Source organism: Streptomyces sp. ITFR-21 (assembly GCF_031844685.1).
Classification (GTDB): Bacteria; Actinomycetota; Actinomycetes; order Streptomycetales; family Streptomycetaceae; genus Actinacidiphila.
Genome location: NZ_CP134605.1, coordinates 4,859,844 through 4,874,311, shown reverse-complemented (window position 1 = coordinate 4,874,311; position 14,468 = coordinate 4,859,844). Strand labels below are relative to the sequence as shown.

The following is a 14,468-nucleotide window of genomic DNA, read 5'->3' as shown; positions in this document are numbered from 1 at the left end:
GCAGGGGTCATGAAGGCGTAGCCTTTATTTCCGCTGTCCACCATCTTTTTTTGTGAAGCGGAAGAGGGCGGTTGCCGCCGTGTCGCCACAGTCCCCCAATAGCTCGAGCGTCTCCACCGACCACCAAGCGCAGGGCGAAGGCCCTGCCGCGGGCTTCGGCCCCAACGAGTGGCTCGTCGATGAGATCTACCAGCAGTACCTCCAGGACCCGAACTCGGTAGACCGAGCCTGGTGGGACTTCTTCGCCGACTACAAGCCGGACGGCTCCGCCGCGCCGGCCGCCCCCGCCGGCCAGGGCGGGGCGTCCGGAGCCGCCGCACGGGCCGTGGCGGGCGTCCCCGGATCCGCCACCACCAAGGCCGCCCCCGGCGCCACGCCGCCCACCCCGGCGACCCCGGCCGCCAGCCCCGCGGCGACCGCGACGGCCGCGACGACGCCCAAGCCGCCGGTGAACGGCTCGGCCGCCGCCGCGGCTCCAACCGCCCCGCAGGCCCCCGCGTCCGCCCCGGTCGCCAGCACCGCCCCCCCGGCGGCTCCGGCGACCCCGGCCGCCGCGCCGGCCCCGTCGCCGGCGCCCGCCGCCAAGGCCGCCGCGAACGGCGCCGCGCCCACCGCGGAACCGGCCACCGAGTACGTCACGCTGCGCGGCCCGGCCGCAGCCGTCGCCAAGAACATGCACGCCTCGCTGGAACTGCCCACCGCAACCTCGGTGCGGGCCGTCCCGGTGAAGCTGCTGTTCGACAACCGCATCGTCATCAACAACCACCTCAAGCGGGCCCGGGGCGGGAAGGTCTCCTTCACCCACCTCATCGGGTACGCGATGGTGCAGGCCCTCAAGGCCATGCCGTCGATGAACCACTCCTTCGCCGAGCGGGACGGCAAGCCCACCCTGGTCAAGCCGGACCACGTGAACCTGGGCCTGGCCATCGACCTGGTGAAGGCCAACGGCGACCGCCAACTGGTCGTCGCGGCCATCAAAAAGGCCGAGACGCTGAACTTCTTCGAGTTCTGGCAGGCCTACGAGGACATCGTCCGCCGCGCCCGCGCCGGCAAGCTGACGATGGACGACTTCAGCGGTGTCACCGCCTCACTGACCAACCCGGGCGGCCTGGGCACCGTGCACTCGGTGCCGCGGCTGATGCCCGGTCAGAGCATGATCCTCGGCGTCGGCTCGATGGACTACCCGGCCGAGTTCCAGGGCACCTCGCAGGACACCCTGAACAAGCTGGGCATCTCCAAGGTCATGACGCTCACCAGCACCTACGACCACCGGGTGATCCAGGGTGCCGCCTCTGGCGAGTTCCTGCGGATCATGAACCAGCTGCTGCTGGGCGAGAACGACTTCTTCGACGACGTCTTCGCCGCGCTGCGCATCCCGTACGAGCCGGTCCGCTGGCGCACCGACATCGACGCCGGGCACGACGACGACGTGACGAAGGCCGCCCGGGTCTTCGAGCTGATCCACTCCTACCGGGTCCGCGGCCACGTGATGGCCGACACCGACCCGCTGGAGTACCGCCAGCGCAAGCACCCCGACCTGGACGTGCTGGAGCACGGGCTCACCCTGTGGGACCTGGAGCGGGAGTTCGCGGTCGGCGGCTTCGCCGGCAAGTCCCTGATGAAGCTGCGCGACATCCTCGGGGTGCTGCGCGACTCCTACTGCCGCACGGTCGGCGTGGAGTTCATGCACATCCAGGACCCCAAGCAGCGCAGGTGGATCCAGGACCGGATCGAGCGCCCGCACGCCAAGCCCGAGCGCGAGGAGCAGCTGCGCATCCTGCGCCGGCTGAACGCGGCGGAGGCGTTCGAGACCTTCCTGCAGACCAAGTACGTCGGCCAGAAGCGGTTCTCGCTGGAGGGCGGCGAGTCCGTCATCCCGCTGCTGGACGCGGTGATCGACGCCGCCGCCGAGTCGCGGCTGGACGAGACCGTGATCGGCATGGCCCACCGCGGCCGGCTGAACGTGCTGGCGAACATCGTCGGCAAGTCGTACGCGCAGATCTTCCGCGAGTTCGAGGGCAACCTCGACCCGAAGTCGATGCACGGCTCCGGTGACGTGAAGTACCACCTGGGCGCCCAGGGCACCTTCACCGGTCTGGACGGCGAGCAGATCAAGGTCTCGCTGGCCGCCAACCCCTCCCACCTGGAGGCGGTCGACCCGGTGGTGGAGGGCATCGCCCGCGCCAAGCAGGACATCATCAACAAGGCGGGCACCGACTTCACCGTGCTGCCGATCGCGCTGCACGGCGACGCGGCCTTCGCCGGCCAGGGCGTCGTGGCCGAGACGCTCAACATGTCGCAGCTGCGCGGCTACCGCACCGGCGGCACCATCCACGTGGTGATCAACAACCAGGTCGGCTTCACCGCCGCCCCGGAGTCGGCGCGCTCCTCGATGTACTGCACCGACGTGGCCCGGATGATCGAGGCGCCGATCTTCCACGTCAACGGCGACGACCCGGAGGCCGTGGTCCGCGTGGCGCGGCTGGCCTTCGAGTTCCGGCAGGCGTTCAACAAGGACGTCGTGATCGACCTGATCTGCTACCGTCGCCGCGGCCACAACGAGTCCGACAACCCGGCCTTCACCCAGCCGCTGATGTACGACCTGATCGACAAGAAGCGCTCGGTGCGCAAGCTCTACACCGAGTCGCTGATCGGGCGCGGCGACATCACCCTGGAAGAGGCCGAGCAGGCGCTGCAGGACTACCAGGGCCAGCTGGAGAAGGTCTTCACCGAGGTCCGTGAGGCCGCCTCCGCGCCGGCCGGCCCCGCGGGCCAGTCCGGCTCCGCGCAGCCGGACTTCCCGGTCCCGGTGCCCACCGCGGTCTCCTCCGAGGTGGTCAAGCGGATCGCCGAGTCGCAGGTGAACATCCCCGAGGCGGTCACCGTGCACCCGCGGCTGCTGCCGCAGCTCCAGCGCCGGGCGGCCATGGTCGAGGAGGGCACCATCGACTGGGGCATGGGTGAGACGCTGGCGATCGGCTCGCTGCTGCTGGAGGGCACCCCGGTCCGGCTGGCCGGCCAGGACTCCCGGCGCGGCACCTTCGGCCAGCGGCACGCGGTGCTCATCGACCGGCGGACCGGCGCGGACTACACCCCGCTCCAGCACCTGTCGGAGGACCAGGCCCGCTACAACGTCTACGACTCGCTGCTCAGCGAGTACGCGGCGATGGGCTTCGAGTACGGGTACTCGCTGGCCAGGCCCGACGCGCTGGTGATGTGGGAGGCGCAGTTCGGCGACTTCGTCAACGGCGCGGCCACCATCGTGGACGAGTTCATCTCGTCGGCCGAGCAGAAGTGGGGCCAGACCTCCGGCGTCACCCTGCTGCTGCCGCACGGCTACGAGGGCCAGGGCCCGGACCACTCCTCGGCCCGGATCGAGCGCTTCCTCCAGCTGTGCGCGCAGAACAACATGACGGTCGCCGTGCCGTCCACCCCGGCCAACTACTTCCACCTGCTGCGCTGGCAGGTGCACAACCCGCACCACAAGCCGCTGATCGTCTTCACCCCGAAGTCGATGCTGCGGCTGAAGGCGGCGGCGTCGAAGGCCGAGGACTTCACCGCCGGGCAGTTCCAGCCGGTGATCGGCGACACCACGGTGGAGCCGGACGCGGTGCGCAAGGTGGTGTTCTGCTCGGGCAAGGTCTACTACGACCTGATCGAGGAGCGGGCCAAGCGCGGCGCGACCGACATCGCGTTCATCCGGATCGAGCGGCTGTACCCGCTGCCGGGCACCGAGATCCAGGCCGCGGTGGCGCCGTACAGCAAGGCGCAGAAGTTCGTCTGGGCGCAGGCCGAGCCGGCCAACCAGGGCGCCTGGCCGTTCATCGCACTCAACCTGATCGACCACCTGGACCTGCTGCTGGGCGCGGCCCCGGACAACGCGGACCGGCTGCGCCGCGTCTCCCGTCCGGCGTCGTCCTCCCCGGCGGTCGGCTCCGCGAAGCGGCACGCGGCGCAGCAGGACGAGCTGATCAACGAGGTCTTCGAGATCTGATCCCGCGTCGGTCTGGGCGACGGCCGGGGGCCCGTACCTTCGCGGTACGGGCCCCCGGCCGCGCCCGCCCCCGCCCGTCCCCGCGGTGTGCGTCCCGTCCCCCTCGTCCTGACCCGTCGCCGCCCGCCCTGACCCGCCCTCGCCCCCGTCCGTCCCTGCCCGTCCCTGTTCGCCCCTGCCCGTCCCCGCCCGTCCCGACCCTGTTTCCGGAGCAGACCTTGTACTTCACCGACCGCGGCATCGAAGAGCTGGCGGACCGGCGCGGCGAGGAGGAGGTCACCTTCGAGTGGCTCGCCGACCGGCTGCGGGAATTCGTCGACCTCAATCCGGAGTTCGAGATTCCGGTGGAGCGGCTGGCGACCTGGCTGGCCCGGCTGGACGACGGGGACGACGGGGACGCGGAGTAGTCCCGGGTTCCCTCCCCCGCCCGCGGATGCCGTGCGCACCGCCGCCGGCGGACGGCGGCACCAACCGGGGTCTTGACTTCCGCCTCACGCGATATATCGTGTCTTACGAAGACGCGATATGTTGCGTTGCTGGCGTACCCGAGGAGGGGCACGATGAGCGGCACGTCGGAGCGGACGGTCGGCGAACCCGAGAAGTTCGTCTTCACCGAACGGGTGGACACCCTGAACGTGAGGATCGTGAACGGCGCGGTCAACGTCGCCGGCGCCCAGGTGAAGCTGACCAGCGTCTCCGGCCAGATCGCCATCCGCATCCCCGAGCCCCGCGACGCGGAGGTGGACGCCAACACCACCAGCGGGCCGGTCTCCTGCGCCTTCGACGAACTGCGGGTCACCGGCCAGTGGGGTCCCCAGCGGATCACCGGCCGGATCGGCGGCGGGAGCGCCCGGCTGCGGGCCACCACCGTCTCGGGCGCCATCGCGCTGCTGCGCCGGCCGCCGCTCGACGACGCGCGGGACGCCGCCGACGGCCCGAACGGCCCCGGCGTACCGGGCGGGGAGCTTGCCTCGCTGCGAAAGGACATCTGACATGGCGCCCGTCTTCGCCCACGGCCGGCTCCGGCTCTACCTGCTCAAGCTGCTGGACGAGTCGCCGCGGCACGGCTACGAGGTGATCCGGCTGCTGGAGGAGCGCTTCCAGGGGCTGTACGCGCCCTCGGCCGGCACCGTCTACCCGCGGCTGGCCAAGCTGGAGAAGGAGGGCCTGGTCACCCACTCCACCGAGGGCGGGCGCAAGGTCTACGCGCTCACCGCGGCCGGCCGCGCCGAACTGGCCGACCGCGCCGACGAGATCGCCGGCCTGGAGGCGGAGATCCGTGAGTCGGTGTCCACCCTGGCGGCCGAGATCCGCGAGGACGTACGGGGAGCGGCCGGCGATCTGCGCCGCGAGGTGTGGGCGGCGGCGCAGCAGACCCGTACCGCCGGCGCCCCGGAGGGCGCCCCCCGGCACGGCCAGGACGGCAGGGACCGGCAGGAGTGGAGGGAGCAGGCGCAGCGGGCCCGGGAGGAGAGCCGCCGCGCCAAGGAGGAGGCCCACGACGCCCGCCGCCAGGCGAAGGCGGCCCGCGAGGCGGTGGACAGCGCGCGGGACGAGGTGCAGCGGATCGCCCGGCAGGTGCAGGAGCAGGTCCAGACGTACAGCAAGGGCGGCGACTGGCAGACCGGGCTGCGCGAGGGGCTGGCCGAACTCACCCGGGAGATGGGCCGGTTCGGGCAGCCCGGACCGGGCGGCTTCGCGGCGGACCCGGGGCCCGGCGCCGGGGCGGGGGCAGGCGCCTGCCGGACGGACGCCCCCGCCACGCCCCGGGGCTGGGCGGCCCCGCCCCCGTACCCCGCCGCGGACGACGGCACCCCGCCGTCGGAGGACCCGTTGCGCGACCTCGAACGGCTGCTGGACCGCTTCCGCGACGGCATCCGCGACACGGCCCGCGACCGCGGTGTCGACGACGCCGGGCTGCGCGAGGTGCGCCGCCATCTGTCGGCCGCCGCCGAGCACATCGCAGCCGCCCTGCGCGGCTCCGCCGACCAGGGCTGAGCCGGCCAGGGCTGAGCCGGCCCGGCGAGCGGGCGGGGCCTCGCGGACGTACGATCCTGCCGAGCCCGAGGAGGTCGCCGTATGCCCTGGACCAGCCGCTTGCGTGTCCGCCAGGCGGAAGGCGACCGGTTCCTCCGGCCGCGCAGGCGGGCGCCGGCGATCGACCCGTCGTTCGGCGACCCGCGGCGCGCCGGGATCCGGGCGGCGGCCAGGGAGGGCGCGGAGAGGTGGCCGGAGATCCGCGGGCGGTTGGCCGCCGCCGCGGCCGACGGGGAGGACCTGAGCTTCCTGGTCGAGGGGCTGCAGGACGTCGCGGGGGTGGAGCGCTGGATCGGGGACGTGATCGCCGCCGACCCGGGCGACCCGCTGCCGCTGCTGGTCTCCGGCGCCCGGCACGTGGGCTGGGCCTGGCACGCCCGCACCGGCTTCGAGGCGCGCCACGTCTCCGAGGGGCAGTGGGAGCTGTTCCACGCCCGGCTCGGGACCGCCGAGGGGCAGCTGCTCGAAGCGGCCGAACGGGAACCGGCGTGGGCGGCGCCCTGGTACTTCCTGCAGATGTCCGGCCGCGGCCTCCAGGTCGGGCCGGAGGTCGCCGAGTACCGGTTCGAGGCGGTCTGCCGCCGGGCGCCCGGCCATGCCGCCGCGTACCGGCAGCACCTGCAGCAGCTGTGCCGGAAGTGGGGCGGCTCGCACCGGCAGATGCACGCCTTCGCCCGCGCGTCGATGCTCGCCGCCCCGGAGGGCGGCCGGCTCGGTGAACTGGTCGCCCTCGCCCACCTGGAGGAGTGGCTGAGCCTGGGCGGCGACCCGGAGTCGGTCTACCTGGGCGGCGCCCGGGTGCTGGGCGAGCTGTACGAGGCCGCGGGGCGTTCGGTGTTCCACCCGGCCTTCGCCCGCGACCGGGACTGGGCGCTGGCCTTCAACGCCTTCGCAATGGCGTTCGCGATGGCCGGCGACCACGGCGCTGCGCGCCGGCTGTTCCGGGCGCTGGGGAACAGGGCCACCGAGCGGCCCTGGCTGTACCTGGACGGCAGGTCCCCGCTGGTGCCGTTCCTCGCCTGGCGCGCCCGCGTCAACCGCTGACCCGCCCACCGGGCCGGGGCCGGCGGCACCGCGGGAAGCGGCCCGACCACGGTACCGGCAGTACCGGCAGTACCGGCAGTACCGGCGGAACCGGCAATGCCCACCTGCCTGCTGAGCGGGCAGGTGGGCATTGCCGTCGGCAACCGGTGGCCCGCAGGCCGCCGCGCCGGCCGGCCTACCGCCGCGCGACGCCCTCCGCGCGGGCCGCGGCGGCGACCGCCGCGGTCACCGCCGGGGCGACCCGGGGGTCGAAGGGGGACGGGATGACGTGGTCGGCGCTGAGCTCACCGGCGACCACCGCCGCCAGCGCCTCGGCGGCGGCCAGCTTCATGCCCTCGGTGATCGCGGAGGCGCGCACCTGGAGGGCGCCGGCGAAGATGCCGGGGAAGGCGAGGACGTTGTTGATCTGGTTGGGGAAGTCGCTGCGACCGGTGGCGACGACGGCCGCGTACTTGTGGGCGACCTCGGGGTGGATCTCGGGGGTCGGGTTGGCCATGGCGAAGATGAAGGCGCCCTCGGCCATCCCGGCCACGGCCGCCTCGGCGACGGTGCCGCCGGAGACGCCGATGAAGGCGTCCGCGCCGAGGAGCGCGGACTCCAGCGTTCCGGTCAGGCCGGCCTTGTTCGTATACGACGCCAGCTCCCGTTTGACCGGGTTGAGGTCGTCGCGTCCGGCGTGCACCACGCCCTTGCGGTCGGTGACCGCCACGTCGCCGATGCCCGCCTCCACCAGGATCCTGGCGATCGCGACACCGGCCGCGCCGGCACCGGAGATGACCGCGCGCAGCTCGCCTAGGCTCCGGCCGGTGAGGGTGCAGGCGTTGCGCAGCGCCGCCAGGGTGACCACCGCGGTGCCGTGCTGGTCGTCGTGGAAGACCGGGATGTCCAGCCGCTCCTTCAGCCGGCGTTCGATCTCGAAGCAGCGGGGGGCGGAGATGTCCTCCAGGTTGACGCCGCCGAAGGACGGCGCGAGCCGGACCACGGTCTCCACGATCTCGTCGACGTCCGTGCAGGCCAGCGCGATCGGTACCGCGTCGACCCCGCCGAACTGCTTGAACAGGATCGCCTTGCCCTCCATCACGGGCAGCGACGCCTGCGGGCCGATGTCGCCGAGGCCCAGCACCGCGGTGCCGTCGGTGACCACCGCGACCACGTGCGACGTCCAGGTGTAGTCGTGCACCAGGTCCGGGTCCTCGGCGATGGCCGTGCAGACCTCGGCGACCCCGGGCGTGTACGCCAGCGACAGGTCGTCGGCGTCCCGCACCGGCACGGTGGAGACGATAGCCATCTTCCCGCCGCGGTGCAGGGCGAAAACCGGATCGGCCGGAGATCCGCCCCGGCCGGCCGCATCCCGCGCGCCCGGATCCGTACCGGCCTGCGGATCGTCGATCTCCGTAGCCACTTGTTTGACCGCCTTTGCTGACAGATGAGGGAAATTGCTCCGCCCGGAAAACGAGCGGAGGCGGGCTCGGTGTCCGTACCGCCGGAAGGAAGTGGACGTGACGACAATCGGACACCGGACGCGCCGCACAACGCGCCGTGGGCCCCGGGTGAGGGGGGCGGGCACTGTTCTACCGGAAGTCTGTTTCCGCAGACGAGTGCCCGTCTGATCGGCATGGCCCCACCGCGGTCCGGCCTTGGTGTGCCGGCCCGATGGGCGCCCGGGGATCGCCCGTTATCCGATTTTGACACAACGGGCACCCTGTCTGGGGCTGTCCGGATGGCAAGATGCACAGATCACACAGGGTTGCGGTACTCGATGGTGCGTGCCCACAAGCCCCCTGGACGTTAAGCCCCGTCTCGCAGGAGGACACAGCGATGACCGCATGTACCACCAGGCGCTCGGCCGCCCTGTCACGTCTCACCGCGGTCGCCGCCCTCGCGGTCGCCGGCACCCTGGTGCTCACCGGGTGCGGGGACCAGACCAAGAAGGACGACGCGTCGGGTGCCACCGGCTCGGGTACGCCGAGCGCCTCCGCCACGGGCAGCACGGCCGCCGCCCCGCTGTTCGCCAAGCTGCCGAAGAAGTTCCAGGACGCCGGCGTGATCAAGGTGGGCACCGACGCCTCCTACGCCCCCATGGAGCAGACCGAGAGCGGCAAGATCGTCGGTATCGACCCGGACCTCGGGGACGCGCTGTCGAAGCAGCTCGGGGTGAAGTTCACCTTCACCAACGGCACCTTCGACGGGCTGATCACCTCGCTGTACACCGGCCGCTCCGACATCGTGATGTCCGCGATGAGCGACACCAAGGCCCGCCAGGACGGTCTGGACGACAGCGGCAAGAAGACCGGCAAGGGCGTCGACTTCGTCGACTACTACACCTCCGGCTCCTCGCTGCTGGTGAAGAAGGGCAACCCGAAGAACATCACGCAGCTGTCCGACGTGTGCGGGCAGACGGTGGCGGTCCAGCGCGGCACCATCTACGACGACGCGTTCGAGGCGCAGAAGAAGCTGTGCGGCGGCAAGGGCCTGACGATCCAGAAGTTCGACACGGACGCCGAGGCGCAGACCCGGGTCCGGGCCGGCGGCGCGGTCGCCGATCTCAACGACACCCCGGTGGCCGCGTACATCGCGCAGAAGTCCGGCGGCGGCGACGACTTCGAGGTGGCGGGCTCCCCGGCCGACGCCGGCCCGTTCGGCATCGCCCTGGACAAGAGCAACTCCCAGCTGCGGGACGTGCTCCAGGAGGCGGTGAACGCGATCATCGCCGACGGCAGCTACACCAAGGTGCTGCAGAAGTGGAACGCGACCAGCGGCGCCGTCCAGCAGGCCGCGATCAACGGCGGCAAGTGACGTGACCGACGTCAACTTCGGGAAGGGGCCCGACGGCACACCGGCGGACGCGCCGGCCGCCGGGCCCCCGGCCGACGCCCGGCCGCCGACCGGGGGGCCTTTGGCCGGCGCGGTCCCGTACGAGGCGATCCTGGCCGTCCCGGTCCGCCACTACGGCCGCTGGGTGGCGGCCGTGGTCATCGTCGCCCTGCTGGCCTGGCTGGGGTACGCCTTCTCGCAGGGCGACATCATCTGGGCGACGGTCGGCGACAAGCTGTTCGACCCGACCATCGTCAAGGGCGCCGGGCACACCATCGTCATCTCGGTCTGCGCGATGGCGCTCGGCCTGGTGCTCGGGGTGCTCTTCGCGGTGATGCGGCTGTCGAAGAACCCGGTCACCGGCGGGGTGGCGTGGCTGTACATCTGGTTCTTCCGCGGCACCCCGGTGTACGTCCAGCTGCTGATGTGGTTCAACCTCTCGCTGATCTTCCCCGTGATCAACCTCGGGCCGATCTACAAGAACGACACCGTCGCGGTGATGACCCCGTTCGTGGTCGCCCTGCTGGGGCTGGGCCTCAACGAGGGCGCGTACATGGCGGAGATCGTCCGGGCCGGCATCCAGTCGGTGGACGAGGGCCAGACCGAGGCGTCGCACGCGCTGGGCATGACCGGTGCGAAGACCATGCGGCGGATCGTGCTGCCGCAGGCGATGCGGGTGATCATCCCGCCGACCGGCAACGAGTTCATCAACATGCTCAAGACCTCGTCGCTGGTCTCGGTGGTGCAGTACACCGAGCTGCTGCGGGCCGCGTCCGACATCGGCAACGACACCACCGCGATCATGGAGATGTACTTCGTCGCGTCCGTCTGGTACGTCGTACTGACCAGCGTGTTCAGCGTCGGCCAGTTCTACCTGGAGCGGCGCTACGCCCGCGGGACGCTGCGTTCGCTGCCGCTGACCCCGTGGCAGAAGGTCCGGGCGAACCTGTCCACCCTGCGCCGACCGAAGGCGGCCGTGTGATGAGCAACCTCCAACCGATGGTGAAGGCGGAGGGCATCCACAAGTCCTTCGGGTCCGCGCACATCCTCAAGGGCATCGACCTGGAGGTGGCGCCGCGGGAGGTGTTCTGCCTGATCGGCCCGTCCGGCTCGGGCAAGTCGACGTTCCTGCGCTGCGTGAACCACCTGGAGCAGATCAACGCCGGCCGGCTGTGGGTCGACGGCGAGCTGGTCGGCTACCGGCAGCAGGGCGACAGGCTGTTCGAGCTGAAGGACCGTGAGGTGGCCGCCAAGCGGCGCGACATCGGCATGGTCTTCCAGCGCTTCAACCTCTTCCCGCACATGACCGCGATCGAGAACGTGATGGAGGCCCCGGTCCAGGTCAAGCGGGAGAGCAAGGCGGTGGCGCGGGAGCGGGCGGTACGGCTGCTGGACCGGGTGGGCCTGGGCGACAAGGCCGCCAGCTACCCCTCCCAGCTCTCCGGCGGCCAGCAGCAGCGGGTGGCGATCGCCCGCGCGCTGGCGATGGAGCCCAAGCTGATGCTCTTCGACGAGCCGACCTCGGCGCTCGACCCGGAGTTGGTCGGCGACGTGCTGGACGTGATGCGCGGGCTCGCCGAGGACGGCATGACCATGATCGTGGTGACGCACGAGATGGGCTTCGCCCGCGAGGTGGGCGACGCGCTGGTCTTCATGGACGACGGCGTGGTGGTGGAGACCGGCCACCCGCGCGACGTGCTGACCAGCCCGCGGCACGAGCGGACGAAGTCGTTCCTGTCGAAGGTGCTGTGACCGCCGTCGGCACGGTGGCCCGCCGACCGGCCGCCGAGGGGTACGGGCCCGCCGCCCGTACCCCTCGCACCCGCCCGCCCCGTAATACCCTGGCCGGACGTTCGGCTATTACCGCCTGGTTACCGAGTCCGGACCGTACCCCGTAAGGACCACACGTGGAACTGGCTCGATACGCGGACTACGCCGTGCGCCTGGTCAACTCCGAGCAGCCGCTGCGCGGCACCGACACGCTGACCTCGGTGGACGCGGTGCGGGAGCTGTTCGGCGCCGGCGGGCAGGCCGCCAGGGCGGCGGACGCGGACGTGCCGCGGCTGCGCGGGGTGCGGACCCGGCTGCGCGGCGTCTTCGAGGCGGCCGACGAGGGCGACGAGGTCCGGGCGGTCGACTTGCTGAACCAGCTGATGCTGGAGTTCCCGGTCAGCCCGCGGATCTCGGGGCACGACCATCTGAACGAGGACACCGGCCGCCCCGACTGGCATCTGCACCTCGCCGAGCAGGCGACGACGGCCGGCGCCGGCTACTCGGCGAGCGCGTGCATGGGACTGGCGGTGCAGCTCACCTCGCTGGGGGTGGACCGGCTCGGCATCTGCGAGGCGCTGCCCTGCCGCAACGCGTACGTCGACACATCGACGAACCGTTCCCGCCGGTACTGTTCCGACCGCTGCGCGACCCGCGCCAACGTGGCCGCCTACCGGGCCCGCAAGCGCCTGGAGAACGAGCGGTCGGCCCGCAGCGGCCTGACACAGGACGCCGCCCAGCCGGCCCAGGAAGCGGCCCCGGCCACCGAGCGCTGAACCTCCCGGGGTGGCCGGAACCGGGCCCTGGCCCGGGCCAGCACCAGCTCGTCCGGCACCGTGCCGAACTCCCGGCTGTCGTTCTCCACGAACGCGTTGTCCCCCATCACCCACCAGCCGCCCTCGCGGCGCTCCACTGCCCGCTTGACGATCAGCAGATCCTGTTGCAGTGGATGCCGCAGCACCACCACGTCCCCCTCGCGCACCTGATCGGCACCGCTGCTGACCTTCTGGATCAGCAGCCAGTCCCCGTTCAACAGCGTGGGCGCCATCGACGGACCAGTGACCTCGACCAGCTGCCACGACAGCCTGGCCTTCTGCTCCCGCATCCTCCGCCTCCTGGTTCGTTTCTCCACCGCCCCAAGAGTGACACCGGACTTTTGTCCTAAGCCACCTGGGGCACCCGAGAAAACGAGTCCCCCAGGGAGTAATGTCCCACCTGAAAGACGATCACGAGGAAGGACAGCCATGTTCACTCGCCTGTTCGCGCCCAAGGTCAAGGTCAGCGCCCACTGCGACCTGCCCTGCGGCGTCTATGACCCGGCCCAGGCCCGTATCGAGGCCGAGTCGGTCAAGGCGGTTCAGGAGAAGTACCAGGGCAACGAGGACGCGGACTTCCGGACCCGCGCCGTTCTGATCAAGGAACAGCGCGCGGAACTGGCCAAGCACCATGTCTCGGTGCTGTGGAGCGACTACTTCAAGCCCCCGCACTTCGAGAAGTACCCGCAGCTCCACCAGCTGGTCAACGACACGCTGAAGGCCCTGAGCGCGGCCAAGGCCTCCAACGACCCGGCGACCGGCCAGAAGGCGCTGGACCTCATCGCCCAGATCGACAAGATCTTCTGGGAGACCAAGCAGGCCTGACCGCCTTCTTCCGGCACACGTCCGCCCGGCCCGTCCTCCGCGACGCGCCGGGCGGACGTGTTTTCGCCCGCCCCCCGGGCGGGTCCCCGGGACGTCCTGGTGCCCGGGAGAAGGACGCGTTCGTACCCGGGAGAAGGACGCGCCGCGCGTCCGGGCTCGGGCCCGGAGCCGCGGGATCCGCCGCACCGTCCGGCCCGCCCCCGAACGGGTGACCGTCACACGTCCGGATGACGCCTGGCCCCGGGCCGCGGGCGAGAATGGCCGGGTGACCGAACACCCCGCCCCGGCCGTGCGCCTGCCGTCGCCGCTGGTCGAACTGGTGGACGAGCGGCTGGCGCGGCAGGGGGTGCGGCTGTCGCTCAAGCGCGACGACCTGATCCACCCGGAGCTGACCGGGAACAAGTACCGCAAGCTGCGGCTGAACCTGGCGGCGGCGCGGGACGGCGGCCACGGCACGCTGCTGACCTTCGGCGGCGCCTGGTCGAACCATCTGCGGGCGACGGCCGCCGCCGGCCGGCTGTTCGGGTTCCGTACCGTCGGCGTGGTGCGCGGCGAGGAGCTGGCCGCGCGGCCGCTCAACCCCTCACTCGCCCGCGCCGCCGCCGACGGCATGCGGCTGGACTTCGTGGACCGGGCGACGTACCGGCGCAAGGCCGAGCCGGAGGTGGTGGCGGCGCTGCTGGCCCGGCACGGGCCCGCCTACGTGCTGCCCGAGGGCGGCTCCAACGCCCTCGCGGTGCACGGCTGTACGGACCTGGGCCGGGAGATCGGCGGCGAAGCCGACGTGGTGGCGGTGGCCTGCGGGACCGGCGGCACCCTCGCCGGGCTCGCCGCGGGCCTGCCGCCCGGCGTCCGGGCGATCGGCTTCGCGGTACTGCGCGGCGGCTTCCTCGGCGGCGAGGTGGACCGGCTCCAGCGGGCCGCCTTCGGCGGGCGGCGGGGCCGGTGGCAGGTGGCGGACGGCTTCCACCACGGCGGCTTCGCCCGGACCACCCCGGCGCTGGACGCCTTCGCCGCCGACTTCGCCGACCGGCACGGCCTGGCCCCCGACCCGGTCTACGTGGCCAAGGCGCTGCACGGCGTCTTCACGCTCGCGGCGGACGGCGCCTTCCCGCCGGGCACCCGGGTGACGGCGGTCGTGACCGGCTGAGCGGCTCCCGCGCGGCCGG

At 72.1% G+C, this 14,468-nt stretch carries 13 protein-coding genes; 11 read left to right on the top strand and 2 right to left on the bottom strand.

Annotated elements, in window-relative coordinates; all coding sequences use genetic code 11:
* Positions 1-79: 79 nt before the first annotated feature.
* The 5 genes from RLT57_RS21970 to RLT57_RS21950 all read left to right on the top strand — a co-directional run bounded on the left by RLT57_RS21970 (position 80) and on the right by RLT57_RS21950 (position 7,075).
* Positions 80-3,994 (top strand): multifunctional oxoglutarate decarboxylase/oxoglutarate dehydrogenase thiamine pyrophosphate-binding subunit/dihydrolipoyllysine-residue succinyltransferase subunit, encoded by a 3,915-nt coding sequence (locus RLT57_RS21970; RefSeq protein ID WP_311298996.1) that lies wholly within the window; start codon positions 80-82, stop codon positions 3,992-3,994.
* Positions 3,995-4,212: 218 nt separating this feature from the next.
* Positions 4,213-4,401, top strand: coding sequence for a DUF6104 family protein (locus RLT57_RS21965; RefSeq protein WP_311298995.1), 189 nt, complete (start codon positions 4,213-4,215; stop codon positions 4,399-4,401).
* 153 nt (positions 4,402-4,554) lie between these two features.
* Positions 4,555-4,986 carry a DUF4097 family beta strand repeat-containing protein gene (locus tag RLT57_RS21960; protein ID WP_311298994.1) on the top strand — a complete coding sequence of 144 codons (432 nt, stop codon included), beginning with the start codon at positions 4,555-4,557 and terminating at the stop codon, positions 4,984-4,986.
* Position 4,987: 1 nt separating this feature from the next.
* Positions 4,988-5,992 (top strand): helix-turn-helix transcriptional regulator, encoded by a 1,005-nt coding sequence (locus tag RLT57_RS21955; RefSeq protein ID WP_311298993.1) that lies wholly within the window; start codon positions 4,988-4,990, stop codon positions 5,990-5,992.
* A gap of 81 nt (positions 5,993-6,073) precedes the next feature.
* Entirely contained in the window at positions 6,074-7,075 is a 1,002-nt protein-coding gene (locus tag RLT57_RS21950) for a hypothetical protein (RefSeq protein ID WP_311298992.1), read from the top strand.
* Between the two features lie 175 nt (positions 7,076-7,250).
* Here RLT57_RS21950 and RLT57_RS21945 read toward each other — a convergent pair whose 3' ends face one another.
* Entirely contained in the window at positions 7,251-8,477 is a 1,227-nt protein-coding gene (locus tag RLT57_RS21945; RefSeq protein ID WP_399129132.1) for an NAD(P)-dependent malic enzyme, read from the bottom strand.
* Between the two features lie 416 nt (positions 8,478-8,893).
* Here RLT57_RS21945 and RLT57_RS21940 point away from each other — a divergent pair, with 416 nt between their 5' ends.
* From RLT57_RS21940 to RLT57_RS21925, 4 genes are all read left to right on the top strand, one after another.
* Positions 8,894-9,871: an ABC transporter substrate-binding protein gene (locus RLT57_RS21940; RefSeq protein ID WP_311298991.1), complete on the top strand. Its 978-nt coding sequence runs from the start codon at positions 8,894-8,896 to the stop codon at positions 9,869-9,871.
* Between the two features lies 1 nt (position 9,872).
* Complete coding sequence (locus RLT57_RS21935) at positions 9,873-10,871, top strand: amino acid ABC transporter permease (protein ID WP_311298990.1); 999 nt, start codon at positions 9,873-9,875, stop codon at positions 10,869-10,871.
* Complete coding sequence (locus tag RLT57_RS21930) at positions 10,871-11,641, top strand: amino acid ABC transporter ATP-binding protein (protein ID WP_311298989.1); 771 nt, start codon at positions 10,871-10,873, stop codon at positions 11,639-11,641. The genes RLT57_RS21935 and RLT57_RS21930 overlap by 1 nt, the downstream gene beginning before the upstream one ends.
* Positions 11,642-11,796: 155 nt before the next feature.
* Positions 11,797-12,435, top strand: a complete 639-nt coding sequence (locus RLT57_RS21925; RefSeq protein ID WP_311298988.1) for a CGNR zinc finger domain-containing protein — start codon at positions 11,797-11,799, stop codon at positions 12,433-12,435.
* Here the strand turns inward: RLT57_RS21925 and sodX are convergent.
* On the bottom strand, positions 12,330-12,764 hold the full coding sequence (gene sodX, locus RLT57_RS21920) for a nickel-type superoxide dismutase maturation protease (protein WP_311298987.1): 435 nt from the start codon (positions 12,762-12,764) through the stop codon (positions 12,330-12,332). The two genes, RLT57_RS21925 and sodX, sit on opposite strands and share 106 nt — an antisense overlap.
* A 139-nt stretch (positions 12,765-12,903) precedes the next feature.
* On the opposite strand from sodX, the gene sodN reads away from it, so the two are divergent.
* Together sodN and RLT57_RS21910 are read left to right on the top strand one after the other, a co-directional pair.
* Positions 12,904-13,299, top strand: a complete 396-nt coding sequence (gene sodN / locus RLT57_RS21915) for a superoxide dismutase, Ni (protein WP_311298986.1) — start codon at positions 12,904-12,906, stop codon at positions 13,297-13,299.
* Positions 13,300-13,564: 265 nt separating this feature from the next.
* Entirely contained in the window at positions 13,565-14,449 is an 885-nt protein-coding gene (locus RLT57_RS21910) for a 1-aminocyclopropane-1-carboxylate deaminase/D-cysteine desulfhydrase (RefSeq protein ID WP_311298985.1), read from the top strand.
* The last annotated feature ends 19 nt before the right edge of the window (positions 14,450-14,468 follow it).

Excerpts from the sequence above, each read along its gene's own strand:
- RLT57_RS21955 (WP_311298993.1), top strand. The coding sequence starts at position 4,988 with ATGGCGCCCGTCTTCGCCCACGGCCGGCTCCGGCTCTACCTGCTCAAG.
- RLT57_RS21930 (WP_311298989.1), top strand. The coding sequence starts at position 10,871 with ATGAGCAACCTCCAACCGATGGTGAAGGCGGAGGGCATCCACAAGTCC.
- RLT57_RS21950 (WP_311298992.1), top strand. The coding sequence starts at position 6,074 with ATGCCCTGGACCAGCCGCTTGCGTGTCCGCCAGGCGGAAGGCGACCGG.
- RLT57_RS21960 (WP_311298994.1), top strand. The coding sequence starts at position 4,555 with ATGAGCGGCACGTCGGAGCGGACGGTCGGCGAACCCGAGAAGTTCGTC.
- RLT57_RS21940 (WP_311298991.1), top strand. The coding sequence starts at position 8,894 with ATGACCGCATGTACCACCAGGCGCTCGGCCGCCCTGTCACGTCTCACC.
- sodX (WP_311298987.1), bottom strand. The coding sequence starts at position 12,764 with ATGCGGGAGCAGAAGGCCAGGCTGTCGTGGCAGCTGGTCGAGGTCACT.
- sodN (WP_311298986.1), top strand. The coding sequence starts at position 12,904 with ATGTTCACTCGCCTGTTCGCGCCCAAGGTCAAGGTCAGCGCCCACTGC.